We start from the raw sequence: 20,150 nt of genomic DNA on the forward strand, positions 1-20,150 counted from the left end.
CCGCATGAAAACCTCCGACATCCGCGCCACCTTCCTCGATTATTTTCGCTCCAAGGGCCACACCATCGTGTCCTCCAGTTCGCTGGTGCCGGCAAGCGATCCGACGCTGCTGTTCACCAACTCGGGCATGGTGCAATTCAAGAACGTTTTCCTCGGCAGCGAAAAACCGGGATACGTCCGCGCCGCGGATGTGCAGCGCTGCCTGCGCGCAGGCGGCAAGCACAACGACCTCGATGCGGTGGGCTACACCGCACGCCATCACACATTTTTCGAGATGCTCGGCAACTGGTCGTTCGGGGACTACTTCAAGCAGGACGCGATCCTGTTCGCGTGGGAATTGCTGACCGACGTTTTCAAGCTGCCGAAGGACAAGCTGTGGGTCACCGTCTATCACACCGACGACGAGGCCTACGGCATCTGGAACAAACAAGTCGGCATCCCGGCCGAGCGCATCGTGCGCATCGGCGACAATAAAGGTGCGCCGTTTGCCTCGGACAATTTCTGGCAGATGGCCGACACCGGTCCGTGCGGTCCGTGTACCGAAATCTTCTATGACCATGGTGCAGATATCGCCGGTGGCCCGCCAGGTTCACCGGACGAAGATGGTGATCGCTATATCGAGATCTGGAACCTGGTGTTCATGCAGTTCGATCGCGCGCCCGACGGCACGCTCAGTCCGCTGCCCGCGCCTTGCGTGGATACCGGCATGGGGCTGGAGCGACTCGCGGCAGTTCTGCAGCACGTGCACTCCAACTACGAGATCGACCTGTTTGCGCATCTCATCCGCGTGGCCGGCGAGCTGACGTCGACAGCGGACCTCGGCAACAAATCGTTGCGCGTGATTGCCGATCACATCCGTGCGTGTTCGTTCCTGATTGTCGATGGCGTGCTGCCATCCAATGAGGGTCGTGGCTATGTGCTGCGTCGGATTATTCGCCGTGCGTTGCGGCACGGCTGGATGCTTGGTGTGCGTGGCGATTTTTTCTGGAAGATGGTTGCTCCGCTGGTGGAGGAAATGGGCGAGCCGTATCCGGACCTCGCCGCGAAACGCAGCTTCGTCGAGGACGCACTTCGCAACGAAGAGCAGCGCTTCGGCGAAACGCTGGAGCACGGCATGCGCGTGTTTGACGATGTCGCCGGGAAGTCAGACAAAACCATTCCGGGTGCCGATGCTTTTCGTCTCTACGACACCTACGGTTTTCCCGTGGATCTCACTGCCGATATCGCGCGCGAGCGCGGCCTCGGAGTGGACATGGCTGGTTTCGAGCTGGCGATGAACGAGCAGCGCGCGCGCGCGCGCGCTGCCGGCAAGTTCGAAGCAAAAGGGCAGATGCCGGCCGAACTCGCCAGCCAGCTCATGCCAACCGAATTCCTCGGCTACGAAGCCATGCACAGCCACCGCAGCAAGGTGCTGGGCATCGTGCGCGACGGCAAGCAGGTCGACCAGTTGGCCGACGGCGAAGCGGGCTTGTTGATCCTGGATCGCACGCCGTTCTATGCCGAGTCCGGCGGGCAGGTCGGTGACACCGGCCTGCTGCGCAATGGCGCAGGCCACTACGGCGTTGCCGACACGCTCAAGATGGGTGGCGTGTTTTTTGGTCACGCAGGAAGCTGGCACGGTACGCAACCATTGCGCACCGGCGACATGCTCGATGCGCAGATCGACGCTTCGCGTCGCCAGGCGATCGTGCTCAATCATTCGGCCACCCATTTGCTGCATGCCGCGTTGCGCAAGGTGCTTGGCGACCACGTTACGCAGAAAGGCTCGCTGGTGGCGCCGGAACGCTTGCGCTTCGACTTCTCACATTTCAAGCCGATGAGCCACGACGAGCTGGCCACGGTCGAGACGATGGTCAATGCCGAAGTGCGCCGCAACGCGGCCGCCGAGATCCGCAGCATGGCGTATGACGAAGCGATCGCGTTCGGCGCGATGGCGTTGTTCGGAGAAAAGTACGGCGACGAAGTTCGCGTGCTGAAGATGGGTGATTTCTCCACGGAACTCTGCGGCGGTACGCACGTCGATCGCACGGGCGACATCGGCCTGTTCAAGATCGTCGGCGAATCCGGCGTGGCGTCGGGCGTGCGCCGCATCGAAGCGGTCACCGGCGAAGGTGCGCTTGCTTACGTGGCTGAGGAGGAGAGGCGGCTGGCGGAGCTCTCGCAACTGCTTTCAAGCAGCGGCGATGACGCGGTCGACAAACTGCGCCAGCTGTTCGATCGGCAGAAAAAGCTGGAACGCGAAATGGATTCTCTGCGCAGCAAGGCAGCCGGTTCGGCCACGGCCGATCTGGCGTGCACCGCAAAAGACGTGGACGGCATCAAGGTGGTGGCCGCGCGACTCGAAGGTCTCGACGCCAAATCGTTGCGCGACAGCGTGGACCAACTCAAGCAGCAACTCGGCGATTGCGTAATCGTGCTGGCTGGTGCGGCAGATGGTCGCGTATCCCTTATTGCTGGCGTGCACGGAAGCGCGCAGGGCCGCATCAAAGCCGGCAGCGTAGTTGCGCACATCGCGTCGCTGATCGATGGCAAAGGTGGCGGCAGACCGGATATGGCCCAAGGTGGCGGCATGGATGCGGCCAATCTTCCGGGCGTTCTTGCGGATCTTCCATCATGGATTGCCGGTCAGCTATCGCGTTGACACATCCAATTCATGCGTCTTGCAACATTGTGGATTGCGCGGGGCGTAAACGCTCGGCTACTATCGCAAATCGGTGTGTCGCCTGTAGGCGGCCGCCTGCCACGGTTCCGAAAGGTGTCGTGGTCAGAGCCGGGAAGGCGGGTAGGGCCTTCGATGGACGCTTCGTCGAACCGCGGATCGCTGGTACTCAGGGGTGAAGCACCCCGATCCACAGGCCTGTAACAAGAATATGGAGTAGCAAAACATGTTGATTCTGACCCGCAGGGTCGGTGAAACCCTGATGATCGGCGACGAGGTGACCGTCACTGTTCTAGGTGTTAAAGGGAATCAGGTGCGCATCGGCATCAATGCACCCAAAACCGTCGCCGTCCATCGCGAAGAAATCTACCAACGCATCAAGAACGAGCACGATTCGGATGCCGTGTCTGGCGAATCAAGCGAAGGCTGATTGCCGAAAGAAGTCTTTACCTTGAACATGCCGGTTAGTATCCTTGTCGGCTCCGCAGCAATGCGGAAAAATCCCTGGAGAGATGCCCGAGCGGCCGAAGGGGCTCCCCTGCTAAGGGAGTATAGGGTCAAAAGCCTTATCGAGGGTTCGAATCCCTCTCTCTCCGCCAAACAGACAAGCCGCAGAGAACGTTCTCTGCGGCTTTTTTGTGGCTAGATTTTCTTCAGGGTCAGAAGTCTTACTGAGAGTTCGAATTCTGGATCGCCCGCCAAACAGACAAGCCGCTGAGAATCTTCTCTGCGGCTTTTTTGTGCTCAAAATTTGGTACGGATGCCGAAGTCCTATCGAGCAATTGAATGCCAGACTAATGTTCCAGCAGCCTTTCTCACGCTTTTCAGTCGTTACACCTTGCATTCTGGGGAATGCCAGCATTGTTGACCGGCTCGCACATAACGAACCGAGCCGGGCATTCTCAAAAGCGCTAAAGAACGAGGGATGCCACATGACAAGCAACGACCGTCGCACGTTTCTGATCGGTAGTGCCGTATCCGCCCTCTGGCGATCACAAAGAATCTGGTGCCGACTCAAGCTGTGTGAAAACGCCGGGCTACGTTTTCCACATCGACCGCGCGCGCGAATTTTTGACAAATGTTCGAACACGAGCGCCCTGAAATCGAAGGCTCACCGAGCGAATTGCTCATGTTTTGCCCAGCGGGAAAGCCGCTTTGGAGTTTTCACACAGCCTGGACCCAAAGCGGACGCCCCAGCGCGTGACTTGGTTCAACACGGCAAAGAAAGACATTGCAAAGAACAAGGGGTTGCGTCAGAAACCGTCGGCGCGACGGGTGTGTGTACAACGGCCCCGTTAGCCGCATATTCAATAGTTAGGCAACTGAATTGGGGGAATGATGAACCTATTTCTTGAACGAGCACTCTTTGTCGTCGCGCCGCAAGATTCTGGGAAGAGCACGACCCTTCGCTCTCTATTTCAAGATCGTCGCTTGGGCACCGAGGGTGTTCCTCCTTCGGCGGCCGATCACAAGCGACTTCCAGAGATTTATCACCTCAGCAACGAACGGCGCCTGTACTTGCGCCTGACATCGCCACACGAATACGGAGAAACTCCGAAGGAGTTCATAGAAAAAACCAAAGGCAAGATGGGGTCGGGTCGATGGTGCTTTGCAGGGCCATTTCAGCCAGATGCTTTTCGTAACATGCCTGATGTTGTCGCTTCTGTGGAAGCATTCATCCGTGCCTTTAATCCGGAGCGTTTGCGCGTCGCGTTTCTATCTCCGAATCGGCATGGTCAGGAGGTTGATGTGTTCTTGCCGTCCCGCGACCTCAGAAAGGAACTACTCTCCATTGAGAGCGTCGAGGTTCTCTGCATAGATGGGCGAGAGCGTGGAAAGAACGGCTTGCTGTTGGCCGATTTCTTCGACTTCACATGAATTGTAGGCGGCTGCACTGACGAGGCACACGGAGGCTCGATGAAGATCGTTCAGGTCAGGATCGCGAACTTCCGAGGGATCGCGGAGGGCACAGTTCAGTTCGATGGGCACAGCGTGCTCGTTGGCGACAACAACGCGGGCAAATCGACTGTGCTTGAGGCGATTGACCTCGTGTTGGGACCAGAGCGGCTCTCTCGTCGCCCCGTTGTAGACGAGCACGACTTCTATGCGGGCCAGTATCTCAGTGCTGAAGGGCTGTCGATCCCTCTGTCAGTCGAGGTCATCGTCGCCGACCTCAACGACGAGCAGCTTCGGCACTTCCGCGAACACCTGGAATGGTGGGACGCGAACGCAAAGACACTGCTGGCCGGTCCGCCGGTCGAGGGCACTGACGCCGCCGGGGTCGGGCCCGCACTGCGCGTGTTCTTCCGTGGCGTCTACGACTCGGAGGAAGATGACTTCCTGGGCAACACTTTCTTCGCAATGCCCACCCCAATTGGCGCCGGTGATTACCAGACGTTCCGCGCCTCCGACAAGCGCAATTGCGGCTTCCTCTACCTGCGAACGGTGCGCACCGGCTCGCGCGCGCTCAGCCTGGAGCGTGGCTCGCTGCTCGACGTGATCCTGCGCCTTCAGGAATCGCGCCTCAAAATGTGGGAGGAACTGTTGCGTTCGCTGCGCATCCTGCCGGTCGCCGAGAAGCCCGAGCTCGGCGTGACCACACTGCTGGCCGCAGTGCAGGCCTCGATCAAGAAGTTCGTTCCGTCTGACTGGGCGGAAGATCCGCACATGCGCGTCTCGGATCTCACGCGCGAAACCCTGCGCCGCACGCTGACCGTTTTTATGGGCACAGGCGTGAAGCGCCCGGATGGCAGCACCTACGCGGCTCCGTATCAGCACCAGGGCACTGGCACCATCAATATGCTGGTGCTTGCACTGCTGTCTATCATCGCCGAGCTCAAGCAGAACGTTATATTTGCCATGGAGGAGCCCGAGACAGCGCTGCCTCCACACACGCAAAAACGCATTGTCAACAGCGTGCGCGAGAAGTCGGCGCAGGCCCTCTTCACGTCGCACTCCCCGTACGTACTTGAGGAGTTCGAGCCAGCGCAGATCAAGGTGTTCAAGCGTGCGAGTGGCGTGTTGACCACCGTTTCCGCCAGCCTGCCGCCAGCGATCAAGCCGAAGGCCTACAAGGCGGAGTTCCGGGCGCGCTTCTGCGAGGCACTACTCGCCAAGTACGTCCTCATCGTTGAGGGACGCACAGAGTTTGACGCGCTGTCGGCGGCTGCGCGTACGCTCAGCCAGACCGATCCAAAGTATTTCAAGTCGCTTGAGGCGCTTGGCGTGGCGGTCATCGATGCCAAGACGGACTCCCAAGTCGCACCGCTCGGTAACTTCTTCAGGGCTCTGGGCAAGACCGTCTTCGCGGTTTTCGACAAACAGGAAGAGGCACAGCTTGCCGTCATCCGTGCTGCCGTTGACTACCCGTACGAATCGCACACGAAGGGATTCGAGGCGCTGGTGCTGCAGGGGACGAACGAGAACGCTATCTGGCGCTATGCGCTGGGCGTGTTGGCAGACGGCGACTGGCCACAGCACTTGATTCGCGTGAAGCCAAATGCAGAGTCCGATTTGGCGACGCTCAAGAGCGCTCTGGCGGAATACTTCGCCTGGGGCAAAGGTAGCGGCCAAGCGGCCGATCTGCTGGCGTGTTGCACGGGTTGGCAAGAGATGCCTGAATACATCGCCAGATGCCTGCACGGCATATTCCGGGTCATCGAGCCTCCGCCTCCAGAGCCACCGGCGCCTTCCGCCGAGCCCACTGCGGTTTGAAGTCCATGGTCTTGAGTCAGCAGAAGCTCATGTTCCTAGCCTACCCCGGACACGCATTGGCCCTCGCTGGCCCCGGCGCAGGTAAGACCCACGTGGCGCTCATCAAAGCCCGGCAGCAGGTTGCCAGCGGAACATTGAAGCCGGGCCAGAAGGTTCTATTCCTGAGTTTTGCGAGAGCGACGGTCGCGCGCATCATCGAGAAGGCGGCGGAGCTCATTTCGCACGAGGAGCTCAAGCACCTTGAGATCAACACGTACCACGGGTTCGCCTGGAGCATCCTGCGTAGCCACGGCTACCTGTTGAACACCGCGAGGGCCATCACCCTTCTACCGCCACCAGAGGCCGCGGCCCACTTCGCTGATGTGGATGCCGGCGCTCGCGAGCAGGAGATGCTTCGTCTGTTCGAAGAGGAGGGCCGGCTGCACTTCGACCTGTTCGCTCGGCTGGTCGCACAGCTCTTTCAGCGCAGTGACCGGTTGGTGAACATCTACTGCGACGCGTATCCCACGGTGATCCTCGACGAGTTCCAGGACACCAATGCCGATGAGTGGGCGCTGATCCGCCAGTTGGGTCGACATAGCCGCCTGATCGCGCTGGGCGACCCCGACCAACGCATCTATGAATTCCGGGGTGCGGATCCCCGTCGCTTGGGGGAGTTCGTTGAGGCGTTCCGGCCGGGGAGCTTCGATTTCTCGGGCGAGAACCACCGAAGCAGCGGGACAGACATCACTGTCTTCGGCAACGATTTGTTGACTGATCGGAGCCGCGGCAAGGAGTACACGCACGTGAAGATCGTGCGTTACGGCTTCCGCAAAAACCAGAGTCCGCATTTCAGGGCGAAGGCGGAGGTCATGGCCGCACTCCGGCGCCTGCGCGGTCAGCCGAACACTTCGGTGTCCGTCCTCGTGCCATCGAAGGCATTCATGCTGCAGTTCTCGCAGTACCTGTCTTCGGAGCTGGATGGCTTGCCCGCACTCCGGCACGATGTGGCCATGGACGCGGAGTCGCCATCTTTGGCTGCAAACGTCATCGCCGTGCTGCTGGGAGGCGGGCCTACTGCGGCGCTTGCATCACGCCTGGTCGCCACGCTGCACACGCACATCCGTGGCCGTGGTGGAAACAAAGCTCCTGCGCAGGCGGAGATGGACCTCGCTGGCGCAATCGGCACTTACATGTCGACGGGAAAGATCCGCGGCAAGAACAGGGAGCTCATCGTCAAAGAGTGCCAGAGGATCGCGGCCGAACGCGCGAATCTCAGGTTCTCTGCAAACCCCGAGGAAGACTGGGCTGCCATGCGAGAGCTGATCGCCACGTCCACCGCGCCCCAAGTAGCTCGGGTGGCCGAGGACGCGCGTTTTCTTCGCCTGCTGCACAGGGGCTCCGCTCTGCGTACGGCGCTCAGTGAGATGTGGAGGATGCGGGGCGACTATGCAGGTGCGGAGGCGGCACTTCGCGAGGCACTGCTCCAGGAGCATTTCGTCTCCGCGCAGAAGGAGTGGCGCGGGCTGCACGTGATGACGATCCACAAGGCCAAAGGGAAGGAGTTCGATGAGGTCGTCATTTACGAGGGCACGTTCTTCGGACGCATCGTGGCTGCTAACGCTGACGCTAGGCGTATCGCGCAGTCGCGGCTGGCGATGCGCGTCGCGGTTACGCGGGCCATCCGCCGCGCGACGATCGTGACCCCGCAGCGCGATGGCTGCCCTTTTCTCTAATCGCAGGGCTGCATCTCAGAGGCAACGATTCAACCAACTGAAGGCCCGAACGAGGTCACTTGTCGGAAAGACCTATTCGCAAATTTGATGATGAGCGACCGCGTAGCTCAATGGCCTTGCAGTGAAAGCATTCACTGGAGATTCGAGGCGACATCGAACACTTCTAGGTGGCGAATGCCGCTGGTCTAATATGAACGACCATTTCCGACAGTGTGCGGAAGTCCGCTTCTTGCTGATCTGATACGCTTGTCGTGAAGGCGAGAGCCTCTCAGCCCTGAAACCCTCTCAACGCCGACGCTCGACTGAAGTCTGGATCAGCCTGTCCATCCAGCAGCCGCTGAATCTGCGCCGCTGGCACGAGAGCACACTGCAACACGTGATGGATCGACGCATCGGTGACGCCTTCGCGATGCGCAATGTCCGCGATGTTGGCTGCACGACCTTGCGTAAGGTCTTCATACCAGCGTCGGCCGCGAGCCATTGTTGCCAGTAACACCTCGTGGCGGGCGGTTACGCCAATTTTCTGGCTGGCGGCCGCATCGAGCACGCGACGCTCTCCACCTAGCCGGTCGACGGTGATATGTCGGCGGCGTTCGATCCGGCAGGAGCGTTCGTCCACTGCAGGCTGATCCTCGTCGTGTAGAAGGTAACCGCGCAGTGCCGCGGCGGGGAGACTGAAGACCAGCGCGTCCTGATCAACTACGACCTTGACGCCGATGGTCTCGAAAATGAGGCGCTGCTCGTGCAGTGTGCGGCTCGCCCACGTATCGTGCAGCGCCGTCGCGGCCTGGCGCAGCCAAAGCCCCGCCTCGGCTCGTTCATCCGGCACTTCCAGGGTTTGATCGAGATCCGCTTCCTTGAGCAGGTCGCGCCACGTGTCGGTCACGATGGCGTCCAGACTGTGGGCCGGCACGCTGAGCTTGGGCATCGCCGATTCGCCAACTCCGGCGCGGCGCGTGTAATAGCGGTAGCGCCGTCCGCGTTTGACCGCATGCGTCGGCGTCAGTCGGTTTCGGGCTTTGTCGAACAGCAACCCCGAGAGCAGGCTGGCCTCTTCTTCGCCGGCGCGGATTTTCCGCTCGTCACGGTTGGCGTCGAGTTGCCGCTGCACCTCCTCCCACAGGCCCGTCGAGACGATGGCTTCGTGCTGTCCGGCGTGAACCAGTTCCTTGTGCACGATCTCGCCTTTATAGAGCCGGTTCTTCAGCAACAGATACAGCGCCCCGCGCGAGAACCGTTTGCCAACGGCTCGGTCCAGTTCGAGTTTGAGCAGCGCCACACTCTTGAGCTCCAGATACCGCATGAAGAGATGTCGTACGAAGGCCGCATCGTCTTCCTTAATCAGCAGCTGCCGGTCCTTGGTGCAGTACCCCAGCGGCATCCGTCCTCCCATCCACATGCCCTTGCGTTTGGAGGCCGCGATCTTGTCGCGTATGCGTTCTCCGGTCACCTCCCGCTCGAACTGTGCAAACGACAGCAGGACATTGAGAGTGAGCCGTCCCATGGAAGTGGTGGTATTGAAGTGCTGGGTGACTGAGACAAAGGACGCTTTGTGCGTATCAAAGGTCGCCACCAGAGAGGAGAAGTCCATGAGGGATCGGGTGAGCCGATCAATCTTGTAGACCACGATCAGATCGACCTTGCCGGAACGCAGGTCGACCATCAAGGCTTCCAGGGCAGGGCGCTTGAGATTGCCACCGGAGAAGCCGCCATCGTCATAACGATTAGGCAAGCACTGCCAGCCTTCATGACGCTGGCTAGTGATGTACGCCTCACAGGCCTCACGCTGTGCATCGAGCGAATTGAAGCTCTGCTCCAGGCCTTCCTCGGACGATTTCCGGGTGTAGATCGCACACCGTATCGACCGTGTGTCGGTCATGACGCGTCGACCTCTAAGATCGGCGCAGCCGCGGTCTTCAGACCAAAGAATGCCGGCCCCGACCACGGCGTGCCGGTGATCTCCCGAGCGATCACCGAAAGACTTCGGTAGCGACGGTTCTCGTAGATGAATTCACCATCGCCCGCAGTGACGGCATAGAGCCGGCCACGCCACGTTCGCAAGAGCCGTGTTCCGGGTTTCACCCGCGGCTGGGCGCGACGTGCCGCGTCCCTGGCGCCACCGGGCGCGTATTCGGCCAACTGCTGGCGAAGCTCCGGACTCAGCCCACCGTCGGCCAGTTCCTGGCGATGAAAGGCGATCAGCCGAATGGCGAGGGATCGATAAAACGGTTGCAGGGGCGGGCAGGGGAACGTTGCTTCCCAAACCAGCTTGAGCTGGGCAGCGGTGAGTTTTTCTAGGGGTGTATCAGGATCGATCGGTGCAGGAATTTCGGGTTTGCGCGTTTGTCGTGGCATAGGGCCCTCCGTAGCACCATGCACGCTCTGCCCGGGCAGACAGTCAAGCGAAATCTCTCTATCTAGCCGTATCGACGACTGATGGAATAGGCAGTCTCGGACTCGGCGATGGAGGCCTCACAATCTTGCCAGATCTATGAAGCCAGAGGAGAGCGCGATGAGTATTGTGGAAGAGGTAAAAGACGCGATGCATGAGGCTGAACTCGCGTTTCTTGATGAAACGTCGGAATCGCGCACGACGTGGATGAGGTTGGGCGGCGATGTTTACCTCCGCACACCACTGTTTGGGTGGCGAGGTTTCCAAGCCAATGTCCGCCCCCTCTTACTCATTCCTTGTTACGCACTGGGTCTGGTTGTTTATCTCTATCTCATCTCGTTTTTTTTCGGAGAATCGCAATCTGCATGGTCGACCATTTGCGCATCGATCTTCCTATCGGCCGGGCTCGTTACGTTTCTTCTACCAAGTCGAAGTGCCACGCGCGCGGTTGATGTGAAGAGTGTCGATCGTTTTGCCAAGTATTTGGCTAGTCTTCAGAGGCACAAAAGGGTGTCGTTGCTTGCAGCTATCGCGCTCGTGCGCGCTCGTTCGTTGGAGCGCGTTCAACGAATGATGTGGACGCTTGGCGTGGGCTGGGCAGCCGCCACTTGGTTTGTGAGCAATGCAGTGCTGTCTGAGCAGATTCCAGCTTATGCGCGCAGCATTCATGCTGGGCAAGCGTTTGGCGGCCTGTTACTTCTGGTCATTGTTGGCATCGCAGTATCGTCTTACGCGACGGCGATCCGTTTACTCTATCAAACGATCGATCTCGCATTCATCCAAGTGACTGAGGCTTCTCATGAATGATCTAAGACGCGAGTTGGTGGACATCGCGCTTCGATGGGAACAAGCATTCGGAAACGCGCCAGCGATCACATCGGCTCTATCGGAATACGATGCAGCGCATCTCGTCGGCTGCTCGCTAGACGTCTATTCGCAAAGCATGCAAGGCGCCACGTCGGTTCAGCGAGGACATGACTTCCGATTCAACGACGTCACTTACCAAGTGAAAGCAAATCGCCCGAGCGGGAAAAAGGGAAGCGCCGTTACCCTCGTTCCCAGAGCCAGCAATTTTGAGTGGGACCGATTGATCTGGATTCTCTACAACACGCGCTACGAGATTCAGGAAGCGTGGCTTTGGTCGGCCCACGAGTATCGACATGCATTTGAGAATGCAAAGCGACTGTCGCCCAAGGACCTCCGACAAGGCGTTGCACTCTTGAGCAGAACCGATTCGATATAAATTAAGAGAGGTGACCAAGCTCGCCGGCTCCTGGTGGAGCATGCAGGACGCTACGTCTTGATGCCCGTTGCAAAACTAGGCACGGGGTGGCTGCCAACCTGCGACAGGTCCAACATGCACCTTGATTCCGTACGCGAATTGCTCTTGATGATACGGCGGGCCGCGATAGAGGATGACGTCACATTCAGTTTCTAAATTTCGGTAGATCATATTGTCCGTGGCACAGCTGTAGAGGAGCGCCACAGAAATTTTCTTGTTTCCGCCGCTAGCCACAACCACGACCCATAGAGCCTCTTCATCTGGCTCACCGACCGCAACCATCCAGCCCGCATTGCGGAGGGGACGAACGAGGTCATTAATGCAGTCCTCAGACAACACCGCCTTACGTAACATCACACCGTTGTCAGTAGGCATCTCTGGTACCAAGCGACCATGATCTTCATAACGTTTTTGCTCGATAAGCTTTAAATGGATTTGCGCTTGTGCTTGAAATTGACCCTGTTCCCAAAGAAGAGTGCTGTCATCATTCATATCAGGGAAAAAGAACGAGACGCCATCCAGTTCGCTGCACCAAGACTCAACCACGCCCAATGTTGTTAAGGCGACTACGATCCTTCGAAAGTTGCCGGATTGCTGCCATGAAGAATCCATGGCGTGAGCAAAAAGATGTCGATTAAGCCATGTGAGGCCATCGTACTCACCCGTACGTCGGAAAAAAGATCGCTTCAACCAGCGCCGGAAAGTTTCGAAAAAATAGACGCGCTCGTTTAGGGCGAATAAAAAATCGACGGTTGCGTACTCCGGAGGAACCCAAGCATCGCCAAAGTGAAACTTAGCTGCCTTAGCGATCGATCGATCAATGGCGATGTCTATTTTCCCTGAGGTATTTAGACGATCGCCATAGCTTTGCACAATCTTCGTCAGGCCTCCTTCGATAGCTGGGATCAAGGCAGCGATGCTTGATGCCCGATAGCCGCTGTAGAAAGCTAGATATGCCTCGCGCGCCAGTGGCACAAAGTGTCGTAGACAAGCGGACTTCTGTAACAGCTGAGCGATACAGACCGCTTGGAAAGCAAGTGTGTAGATCGTTGATGTGTGGTGATCAAACAACTCGAGCGCGCGTTCGCGATTGCAAAGCTCAACTTCTTTGAGCAGAAGCTGGGTCGTTCCTGTAGGGATCCACAATGGAGAGAACCACTCCATTTTCTCCCAAAGGCTCGCCTGATGTTCAGCGGAGATACGTCTTTTTCCCCAAAGCGGATTGCCTTGAGCTGAAATTCTTGGAAAGCAAGCCTCGCCACCAGACACACGAAGGACCACACAAGGTATTGGGTTGAAATCCCCTATCTCTCGCTCTTCGATGGCTGCAATTGGAAGTTGCTGTTCGGTCGCCCAGGACGCCACTAGACCTTTGTTCAAGCTGTGCAGGTCAGGGAGATCCAGTGCGCGTTGCCATATTGCGAGAAAGTGCTTGTCTAGATTCATGGAGCCTAGGCCTTTCGAGGCGGAAACACTTTAACTGCAACCGACTTAGCTCACTTGGCCAAACCCAGTTTTTGAAGCCGTTGGTGACGCTGGTTACCGTAACTGATCGGCCCGATGCCGTTGGAAACTGGTGACCTCTCGGCGTGGAATACACAAGTCGGAGAGCCAACAGGTGAGCGCCGAGCATAATTTTGTAGATAGTGCCTTCAGCGAAATTCAGACCGCCTGCGAGGTGGAGGTCGATGTACGCCTTGGCGGCCAAAAGTGCTGCGTCTGCGGTAGTTCGTTCGACTCTTGTCCAGCCATGTGATGTGCTGAAGCTCGCAATCCAGAACTGACGCGTGTCGCGCCTCACTTCAATCGGGATGTCGTGGTGAGTTGTTTGGACAACGCCTTCGTCAGCCAACACCGCAATCAAGGCTTCCAGCCATGGCGCTTTGCGATGTCGGCCGACGCGGCCATCCGGCAAGCCTCAAGTTTCGCCCATACAGCCTGCTGTACGTCGTTTCCACTGTGGCAAGCGTCAAGGGTTTTTGCGCGTAACCCGTCATTCTCGAAGTACGCGGAAGGATCAGACGGAGCCGAGTTGCGCAGATGGTCTGCGCTGTGAAATTCGTCGCAGCCCAAGCCCGTCAGGACGAGGATCGCCATCACGGCAAACATCAGGGTTCGTTCAAGCGCGTTCACGGTGGGGCTCCTTTGCGAACGCGTATTGAGCCCTATGGTCCGGGGCTTGGCAACACTGGAGAATCAACAGGTCGGCGGCATTCCCCTACAAACACCAGCACCCAGCGCCGATGCCGGCCAGGTGGCCGCGGCGCCACGCTGTGCGTGCCCCGTGAGTCAGGACCAACCGACAGGACGTCAGGCGTAAGCCGACATCAGGATGTCAGGTAGAAACGATGAGCGGGGCGATTCTTTTTCCAGTGAGCGCCGCGCATGGTTCTGTACACGGTCAAGCAAGACGCCATGGGATTGTGGAGTGTCCGCCGCATGGGCTTGGCGTTGTTCAGCGACTTGAAACTCGCCGCAGCCATCGAGCTGGCGCGATCGGTTGCCCGCGACGAACACGTGCGCAGCGCCAAATCCGTAAGCGTCGAATTTCACGACGTGTCGTCGGTGATTCGCCTGGGGAGTTATGAGCGTGCCGGGTAAGCTTCAGAGAATGCAATTGCGAAAGTCTGAACTGCAGGCGATGAAGCGCCCCGAAGGTCGTTATTCACTGCTGGCATGGACCGAGGGCAACTACGCGCGCACCCGAGGAATCTCGCAGGAAGCAAACCCGTATCAGAGCGACGCGGTGATGGGCCGTGCATGGTTGGAGGGCTGGCTTAGCAGCGATCGTATGTTACTGCTCCGAATGAAACGGCCCGCATTGGCAACAGCCGATTAGCCACCAAAAAGCCCGGAATCAGAGTCCGGGACTCTTCAACCAAGTTAGTTCAATGGCCCGAACAGATTATTTCAATGGATTGCTCTTGGCGGGCGGTGAGGCTGCAACCGCTAGACGCTGGGAAGTTCTCCCAAACATGCAAAATTCCTTCACTTTGTCGAAGTCCGCTACGTTACCTTGCTGACATGATGCCTCACATGCCTCCAATGCCTTGCACGTTGAGGATTTGCTGCGGCTGGCGCGTGCATGATCGCGCTGACACCAATGAGAAGGGCGACCGCGCTGGCCGTGGGGAAAATCTTCATGGAAATTTCCCGTACGCGTGAAACCGCTGCCTTCGTCGGGACAAAGACGATGATGAAATAGGGGTCCGACCAACCTCTGAGTTAAGCCGCGCCGCGAAGCGACGTCGGCCTTGATGGATCGTAGGGGTGGGTGACCCGGCAGATTCATATCACGACTCCGGATCGAACATAATCTCGCGAACCTCCTGCGCGCAACGACATGCTGCAGCGATCTTGGCAGCCCAACCATGCGCAGCTTCACGTGATGGAACCTCGATAATCGAAAACCCTCCGATAACTGCCTTGGTCTCCTGCACAGGCCCGAGTGTGATGACCCCATCTGTCGCGACGACAGTTGATTGCTGGCGCTCTATGCCGCAGCCGAAAATCCAGACGCCTGCGGCCTTCGCCTCTCGTAGCACCTTATGTGCTGCCTCACCCACCATGGACCAATCTTCTTCAGGAATATGGTCCATCGAGCCGTCATCAAACGAAATCAGGTAACGCTGATTTGCAACTTTGGTGTCAGTGGTCATGAAATTCTCTCCGTAGGTCGGATCAGGCTGCCAGCCACATCGACTACCTTGACGTGGTCCTGACTACCAAACGAACGAAGGTGCACGCGATCGACATGAAAAGCCCAAGGGCTTGGCCTTGAAAGACTTCCGAAAGTTTTGGTGGACAAATATGACCCGATGAAACTACCAAGCGATGAACAGAGTGTCCTTCGCGATGTATGCAGTGATCTGAATAAGGGGATGCACGAAAGAACCCTTTATGCGGCCCTTCTCATGAAAGGCCTCATAAGGCAGACGCTCAGTGGCCATTGGGTCGCAACTCAGGCCGGTAAGAAGATCAACGCAAAGTTGGTCGATTCTGTGCCTAACTAGTCTTCCAGACTCTCTTGGGTCCAATCAAGCTCGCACTCATTGTTCACACTCTAGATGCCAGTGTCGATATACCCACTCAAGGCGTCCAATCATGAAAAACTTCAAGCGTTGCGTCTTCCTCATCCTTTGCTCCTTCGTGCTCGCTTCAATGGTGGGTTGTGTTGAGGACGCCAGAACGGGACTCGTATGTCCTCCAGGTACGCACCCGGGCCCACACGGGCACAAGTGCTTCAACGACTGAACAGAGTCTTCGAGGCAATTCGGCAGCCTATCGACTAACTCGCCCGTTGGCTCGCCGAGCTTCATGTGAAGCTCGCAGGCGATCCACGCAGCGATGATCGCGGCCTTTGCCGTTAACTGGTCAAACCCAACTCCTCAGTGTCGTTGCGCTTCGGTTTTCTGACCTTGTTCAGTCCGTACGAACTTGACATCGCCCAAGTTCGGATCATGATAAGCATAAATTACCTCTAATAAGTCGTACCGCTATGGTTCCTCGTTTTGCACTAACTCGCGGTCAGGTCGCCTGGACAGTCTGCCGCGGGCAAACGCCCGAGCAATCGGTACTGGACCAGCTTCGTTACCTCAAACAGATCGGCATTCCGTTCGCCGGTGGTGCGCAAGAAAAGGGTAGGGGCAATCGAGTCACGTACTCGTTTTACGATCTGATGGATGTCGCCGTCGCCTTTGAAGCGCTTCGGCGCAATGTTCCCGCCCGACTGCTGAAGCATCTTGTTGAGCGGCGTACGGTCATCCGTAAGGCGTATCGCGATTGCTTTAAAGGTATTCCGGAGGTTGCGTATGCGGATCGCCGAGCACTCAAAGCCAGACATCAGACCACGCTCTACCAGCACGACTTCTACATCAGCTTCGAGGGCCGCTTCTCATCCCGCCCGGGCGACACCCAAATCGTTGACCCTAACCATCTGTCATCAGAGGCGTTGGAAGACTTGCTTGATCAACTGATGAACGGTTCAAACACCACGACCATAGCGCTCACGCCCTTGATGATCCCGATGGTGGTTTACGCTGAGAAAGCGCCTTACACACCGACCGGGCCCAAGCTTTGAGTCATTCATTTATCCATTTAGAGGTAAAAATACCCATAAATAGATTGTTCGTTGCTCGCAACTTCGTACCCCATGGAGACATCATGACCACACAGCGTATTGGCGCCGCACAGATCCTCATCCGTCGCATTGATGACCTCAAATCTAGTCCAGACAATCCTCGCAAGCACACCGCTCGCCAGATCGGTCAGTTGGCCAAGAGCATCGAAGCCTTTGGCTTCAACAATCCGCTGCTCATCGACAACGACAATGTGGTCATCGCCGGTGAGGCTCGTCGTCAGGCGGTCATTCGCTTGGGTTGGACTGAGGTGCCGACGATCAGCCTGCAGCACCTGACGGAACACCAGATCCGTGGCTACCGCATTGCTGACAACGCGCTCTCAGATAACTCGTCTTGGGACGAGCGCCTGCTGGCCGAGAACCTGACGATCCTGAGCAAGGCCGATCTCGATTTCGATCTGGAAGCCATCGGCTTTGAGATGCCTGAGATCGAGTTTCGCATTCGCGGCGCCGAAGATGATGTCAGCGAAACGGTGAAGTTGCCTGCTGCCGATGCTGCAGCTGTGTCTACGCTGGGCGATCTGTGGCAGCTCGGTCCGCACCAGATTCTTTGTGGCTCGGCATTGCTCGCTGAAGACTATGACCGACTGCTGGACGGCAAGAAGGTCCAAGCCGTTTTCTCTGATCCACCCTATAACGTAAAGGTTGATGGCCACGTCAGCGGTAATGGCGCGATCCACCATCGTGAGTTCGCGATGGCCTCAGGCGAAATGAGCCGCGAGGCCTTCACGACGTTTCTCACTCAAAGCATCGGACTGATGCGTGCCCACAGCGAACCGGGTGCGTTGGTCTACCTCGCGATGGACTGGCGACACATCAAAGAGATGATCGATGCCTACGAAGCGGTGGGTCTGGATTCGCTCAACCTCTGTGTCTGGGCCAAGGACAACGGCGGCATGGGTAGCTTCTATCGCAGCCAACACGAACTGTTCTTCGTGTTGCGTCATCCGGGTGCGCCACACCGCAACAACATCCAGCTCGGGCGCTTCGGTCGTTATCGGACGAATGTCTGGCGCTATGCGGGTGTCAACACGTTCGGCCGCACGACAGGCGAGGGCAACCTTCTGGCGCTGCATCCCACCGTGAAGCCGGTAGCGCTCATTGCCGAGGCGATTCGCGATAGCACCGATCCGGGCCACACGGTGCTCGACCCATTCCTGGGTAGTGGCAGCACGCTCTTGGCGGCAGAACGCACGGGTCGTGTGGCGTTCGGCATCGAGCTAGATCCGCTGTATGTGGATGTGGCTATCCGTCGGTGGCAAAGCGCCACGGGTCAGGAAGCAACGAGGGTGGGTGATGGCCGTCCGTTCAATGCCATTGCCGCGGAGCGTGGTTCGACCTTGTTGAACAGTGCCGGGGAGCGTCGTCATGGGTGAGTACGAAGTGGGGTATGGCAAGCCGCCGAAGGCCAGTCAATTCAAGAAGGGGCAGTCGGGGAATCCGAACGGACATGCCGCTCGGCTACCTTCCGTGGCGGTCATGTTGCGGAAGGAACTCAACCGTCGCGTCACCTTTGTGGAAAATGGACGCACCAAGACGATCACCATGGAGGCCGCGTACTTGCGGCAACTGGCCACCAAGGCGGTCAAGGGCGACAACAAAGCCATTCAAATCATTCTGGGGCTCCGTAACACGCTGGAGCAGCCCGCTGAAGTGGACGACGATGTGTTGGGCCGCGACGATCAGCGGGTGCTGGACACCATGATGAAGCGCGTTCGTGAAGCAGGGAATGCATCATGATCCGTCAAGAAATCGACGCCCTTCTTCGGCAGGACTTCTCCAGTTTTGTCGAACGGGTCTTCTACGAGCTCAACCAATCGGCCGCCTACCATCCCAACTGGCACATCGATGCCATCGCGTCGAAGTTGAACGATGTGCGGCTTGGCAAAACGCGCCGCCTGATCATCAACTTGCCGCCGCGCAACCTCAAATCGATCTGCACATCGGTGGCGTTCCCTGCCTGGCTGCTGGGACACGATCCTTCCTGCAACATCATCTGCGTGAGCTACGGCCAGGATCTGGCGACCAAGCTTGCGCTCGATACCCGCCTCACGATGAGCAGCGCGTGGTACCGAAGCGTATTCCATACGCGTTTGTCGGCGAACCGCAGTGCGGCGGCAGATTTCACGACCATTCAAGGCGGCGGACGCATGGCAACCTCGGTCGGTGGCGTGTTGACAGGGCGCGGAGCCGACATCTTGATCATCGATGACCCTACCAAGCCGGATGAGGCGTTGTCAGACACACAGCGGCGCAATGCCAACGAGTGGTATGACCACACGTTGTATTCCCGGCTCAACGACAAGACCACCGGCGCCATCATCATTGTGATGCAGCGACTACACCTGGACGATCTGGTGGGCCATGTGCTCGAACAAGAACCTTGGGAAATATTGTCGCTGCCGGCCATTGCGCCGAATGACGAAGTGATTCGCTATGAACGCTTCGGGCGGCAAATGGAAACGTCGCGCAAGGAAGGGGATGTGCTGGATGTGGTGCGCGAGCCACTAGCGACACTCGATGCGATTCGGCTCGCGTTGGGTGAATATCATTTTTCGGCGCAGTACCTGCAGTCACCGGTCCCGCTGGGTGGCGGCTTCGTCAAACTCGACTGGATGAAACGCTACAGCTCTTATGAGCGACCGCATCAGTTCGATCAGATCGTGCAGTCGTGGGACACCGCGAACAAGGTGTCAGACTTGGCGGACTGCAGCGTGTGCACGACGTGGGGCGTGTCCAACAAGAAGGTTTACCTCTTGGATGTTCTGCGTCGCCGTATGGAATACCCCGATCTGAAGCGTGCCGTACACGCGCAAGCGGAGCTCTGGAAACCGCAAACAATTTTGATCGAAGACAAGGCATCGGGTACCCAGCTGGTACAGGAGCTCCGCCAGGAACAGCGATACCAAGCGACGGGTGTCAAGCCGGAAGGCGAAAAGGTCATGCGCATGCTTGCCCAAACCGCCATGATCGAAAACGGCATCGTTTATTTCCCGGAAGAGGCTCCTTGGTTGCCCGTGTACATCCAGGAACTCACGACATTTCCGAAAGGCAAGAACGACGACCAAGTCGATTCAACCGCACAGGCTTTGGCGTGGATCAAGAAGGGCTTCGATGAACCGGCCTATCTCGTCTTCATGCGAGAGCTGCTTAAACAAGATGCGATGGCGACTTTGAGCCGCCGCTAGGGAGCGGAAAATGGCATCAAGTGTATGTTCTTCAAGATGGATGGTGGCACGTATCGCTTC

General features: G+C 58.0%; 16 protein-coding genes and 1 tRNA gene. 12 read left to right on the plus strand and 5 right to left on the minus strand.

Going from position 1 to position 20,150, the window contains the following annotated elements:
- The first annotated feature begins 4 nt into the window (after positions 1–4).
- The 6 genes from alaS to GSQ73_RS17640 all read left to right on the plus strand — a co-directional run bounded on the left by alaS (position 5) and on the right by GSQ73_RS17640 (position 8,088).
- On the plus strand, positions 5–2,641 hold the full coding sequence (gene alaS, locus GSQ73_RS17615) for an alanine--tRNA ligase (protein ID WP_158886308.1): 2,637 nt from the start codon (positions 5–7) through the stop codon (positions 2,639–2,641).
- A 244-nt stretch (positions 2,642–2,885) separates the two neighbouring features.
- Positions 2,886–3,089, plus strand: a complete 204-nt coding sequence (gene csrA / locus GSQ73_RS17620) for a carbon storage regulator CsrA (RefSeq protein ID WP_158886310.1) — start codon at positions 2,886–2,888, stop codon at positions 3,087–3,089.
- Positions 3,090–3,165: 76 nt separating this feature from the next.
- Positions 3,166–3,258, plus strand: a tRNA-Ser gene (locus GSQ73_RS17625).
- A 736-nt stretch (positions 3,259–3,994) separates the two neighbouring features.
- The gene (locus tag GSQ73_RS17630) at positions 3,995–4,537 is read left to right on the plus strand and encodes a hypothetical protein (RefSeq protein WP_158886312.1); all 543 of its coding nucleotides are present in this window, start codon (positions 3,995–3,997) and stop codon (positions 4,535–4,537) included.
- A gap of 39 nt (positions 4,538–4,576) precedes the next feature.
- Positions 4,577–6,373, plus strand: a complete 1,797-nt coding sequence (locus GSQ73_RS17635) for an AAA family ATPase (RefSeq protein ID WP_158886314.1) — start codon at positions 4,577–4,579, stop codon at positions 6,371–6,373.
- A 29-nt stretch (positions 6,374–6,402) separates the two neighbouring features.
- Positions 6,403–8,088 carry an ATP-dependent helicase gene (locus GSQ73_RS17640; protein WP_256371891.1) on the plus strand — a complete coding sequence of 562 codons (1,686 nt, stop codon included), beginning with the start codon at positions 6,403–6,405 and terminating at the stop codon, positions 8,086–8,088.
- Between the two features lie 268 nt (positions 8,089–8,356).
- Here GSQ73_RS17640 and GSQ73_RS17645 read toward each other — a convergent pair whose 3' ends face one another.
- Together GSQ73_RS17645 and GSQ73_RS17650 are read right to left on the minus strand one after the other, a co-directional pair.
- Positions 8,357–9,967 carry a recombinase family protein gene (locus tag GSQ73_RS17645; protein WP_158886319.1) on the minus strand — a complete coding sequence of 537 codons (1,611 nt, stop codon included), beginning with the start codon at positions 9,965–9,967 and terminating at the stop codon, positions 8,357–8,359.
- Positions 9,964–10,443 carry a DUF2924 domain-containing protein gene (locus tag GSQ73_RS17650; RefSeq protein WP_158886321.1) on the minus strand — a complete coding sequence of 160 codons (480 nt, stop codon included), beginning with the start codon at positions 10,441–10,443 and terminating at the stop codon, positions 9,964–9,966. Before GSQ73_RS17650 ends, GSQ73_RS17645 begins: the two co-directional genes overlap by 4 nt.
- Before the next feature lie 157 nt (positions 10,444–10,600).
- On the opposite strand from GSQ73_RS17650, the gene GSQ73_RS17655 reads away from it, so the two are divergent.
- Complete coding sequence (locus GSQ73_RS17655; protein ID WP_158886323.1) at positions 10,601–11,287, plus strand: hypothetical protein; 687 nt, start codon at positions 10,601–10,603, stop codon at positions 11,285–11,287.
- Between the two features lie 511 nt (positions 11,288–11,798).
- On the opposite strand, the gene GSQ73_RS17660 is transcribed toward GSQ73_RS17655, so the two are convergent.
- Positions 11,799–13,208: a hypothetical protein gene (locus GSQ73_RS17660; RefSeq protein WP_158886325.1), complete on the minus strand. Its 1,410-nt coding sequence runs from the start codon at positions 13,206–13,208 to the stop codon at positions 11,799–11,801.
- 414 nt (positions 13,209–13,622) lie between these two features.
- Positions 13,623–13,895, minus strand: coding sequence for a hypothetical protein (locus GSQ73_RS17665; RefSeq protein ID WP_158886327.1), 273 nt, complete (start codon positions 13,893–13,895; stop codon positions 13,623–13,625).
- 282 nt (positions 13,896–14,177) lie between these two features.
- On the opposite strand from GSQ73_RS17665, the gene GSQ73_RS17670 reads away from it, so the two are divergent.
- Positions 14,178–14,363 (plus strand): hypothetical protein, encoded by a 186-nt coding sequence (locus GSQ73_RS17670; protein WP_254063446.1) that lies wholly within the window; start codon positions 14,178–14,180, stop codon positions 14,361–14,363.
- A gap of 692 nt (positions 14,364–15,055) precedes the next feature.
- Here the strand turns inward: GSQ73_RS17670 and GSQ73_RS17675 are convergent.
- Positions 15,056–15,421, minus strand: coding sequence for a YciI family protein (locus tag GSQ73_RS17675; protein ID WP_158886331.1), 366 nt, complete (start codon positions 15,419–15,421; stop codon positions 15,056–15,058).
- 839 nt (positions 15,422–16,260) lie between these two features.
- Between GSQ73_RS17675 and GSQ73_RS17680 the strand changes: the two genes are divergently transcribed.
- The 4 genes from GSQ73_RS17680 (at position 16,261) to terL (ending at position 20,090) form a co-directional block, all read left to right on the plus strand.
- On the plus strand, positions 16,261–16,842 hold the full coding sequence (locus GSQ73_RS17680; protein ID WP_158886333.1) for a hypothetical protein: 582 nt from the start codon (positions 16,261–16,263) through the stop codon (positions 16,840–16,842).
- Positions 16,843–16,925: 83 nt separating this feature from the next.
- The gene (locus tag GSQ73_RS17685; RefSeq protein WP_158886335.1) at positions 16,926–18,278 is read left to right on the plus strand and encodes a DNA methyltransferase; all 1,353 of its coding nucleotides are present in this window, start codon (positions 16,926–16,928) and stop codon (positions 18,276–18,278) included.
- Positions 18,271–18,642 (plus strand): DUF5681 domain-containing protein, encoded by a 372-nt coding sequence (locus GSQ73_RS17690; RefSeq protein ID WP_158886337.1) that lies wholly within the window; start codon positions 18,271–18,273, stop codon positions 18,640–18,642. The genes GSQ73_RS17685 and GSQ73_RS17690 overlap by 8 nt, the downstream gene beginning before the upstream one ends.
- Positions 18,639–20,090, plus strand: a complete 1,452-nt coding sequence (terL, locus tag GSQ73_RS17695; RefSeq protein ID WP_158886339.1) for a phage terminase large subunit — start codon at positions 18,639–18,641, stop codon at positions 20,088–20,090. Before GSQ73_RS17690 ends, terL begins: the two co-directional genes overlap by 4 nt.
- Positions 20,091–20,150: the final 60 nt, after the last annotated feature.

Origin of the sequence: Rhodanobacter sp. L36 (assembly GCF_009765755.1) — a bacterium.
Lineage (GTDB): Bacteria > Pseudomonadota > Gammaproteobacteria > Xanthomonadales > Rhodanobacteraceae > Rhodanobacter.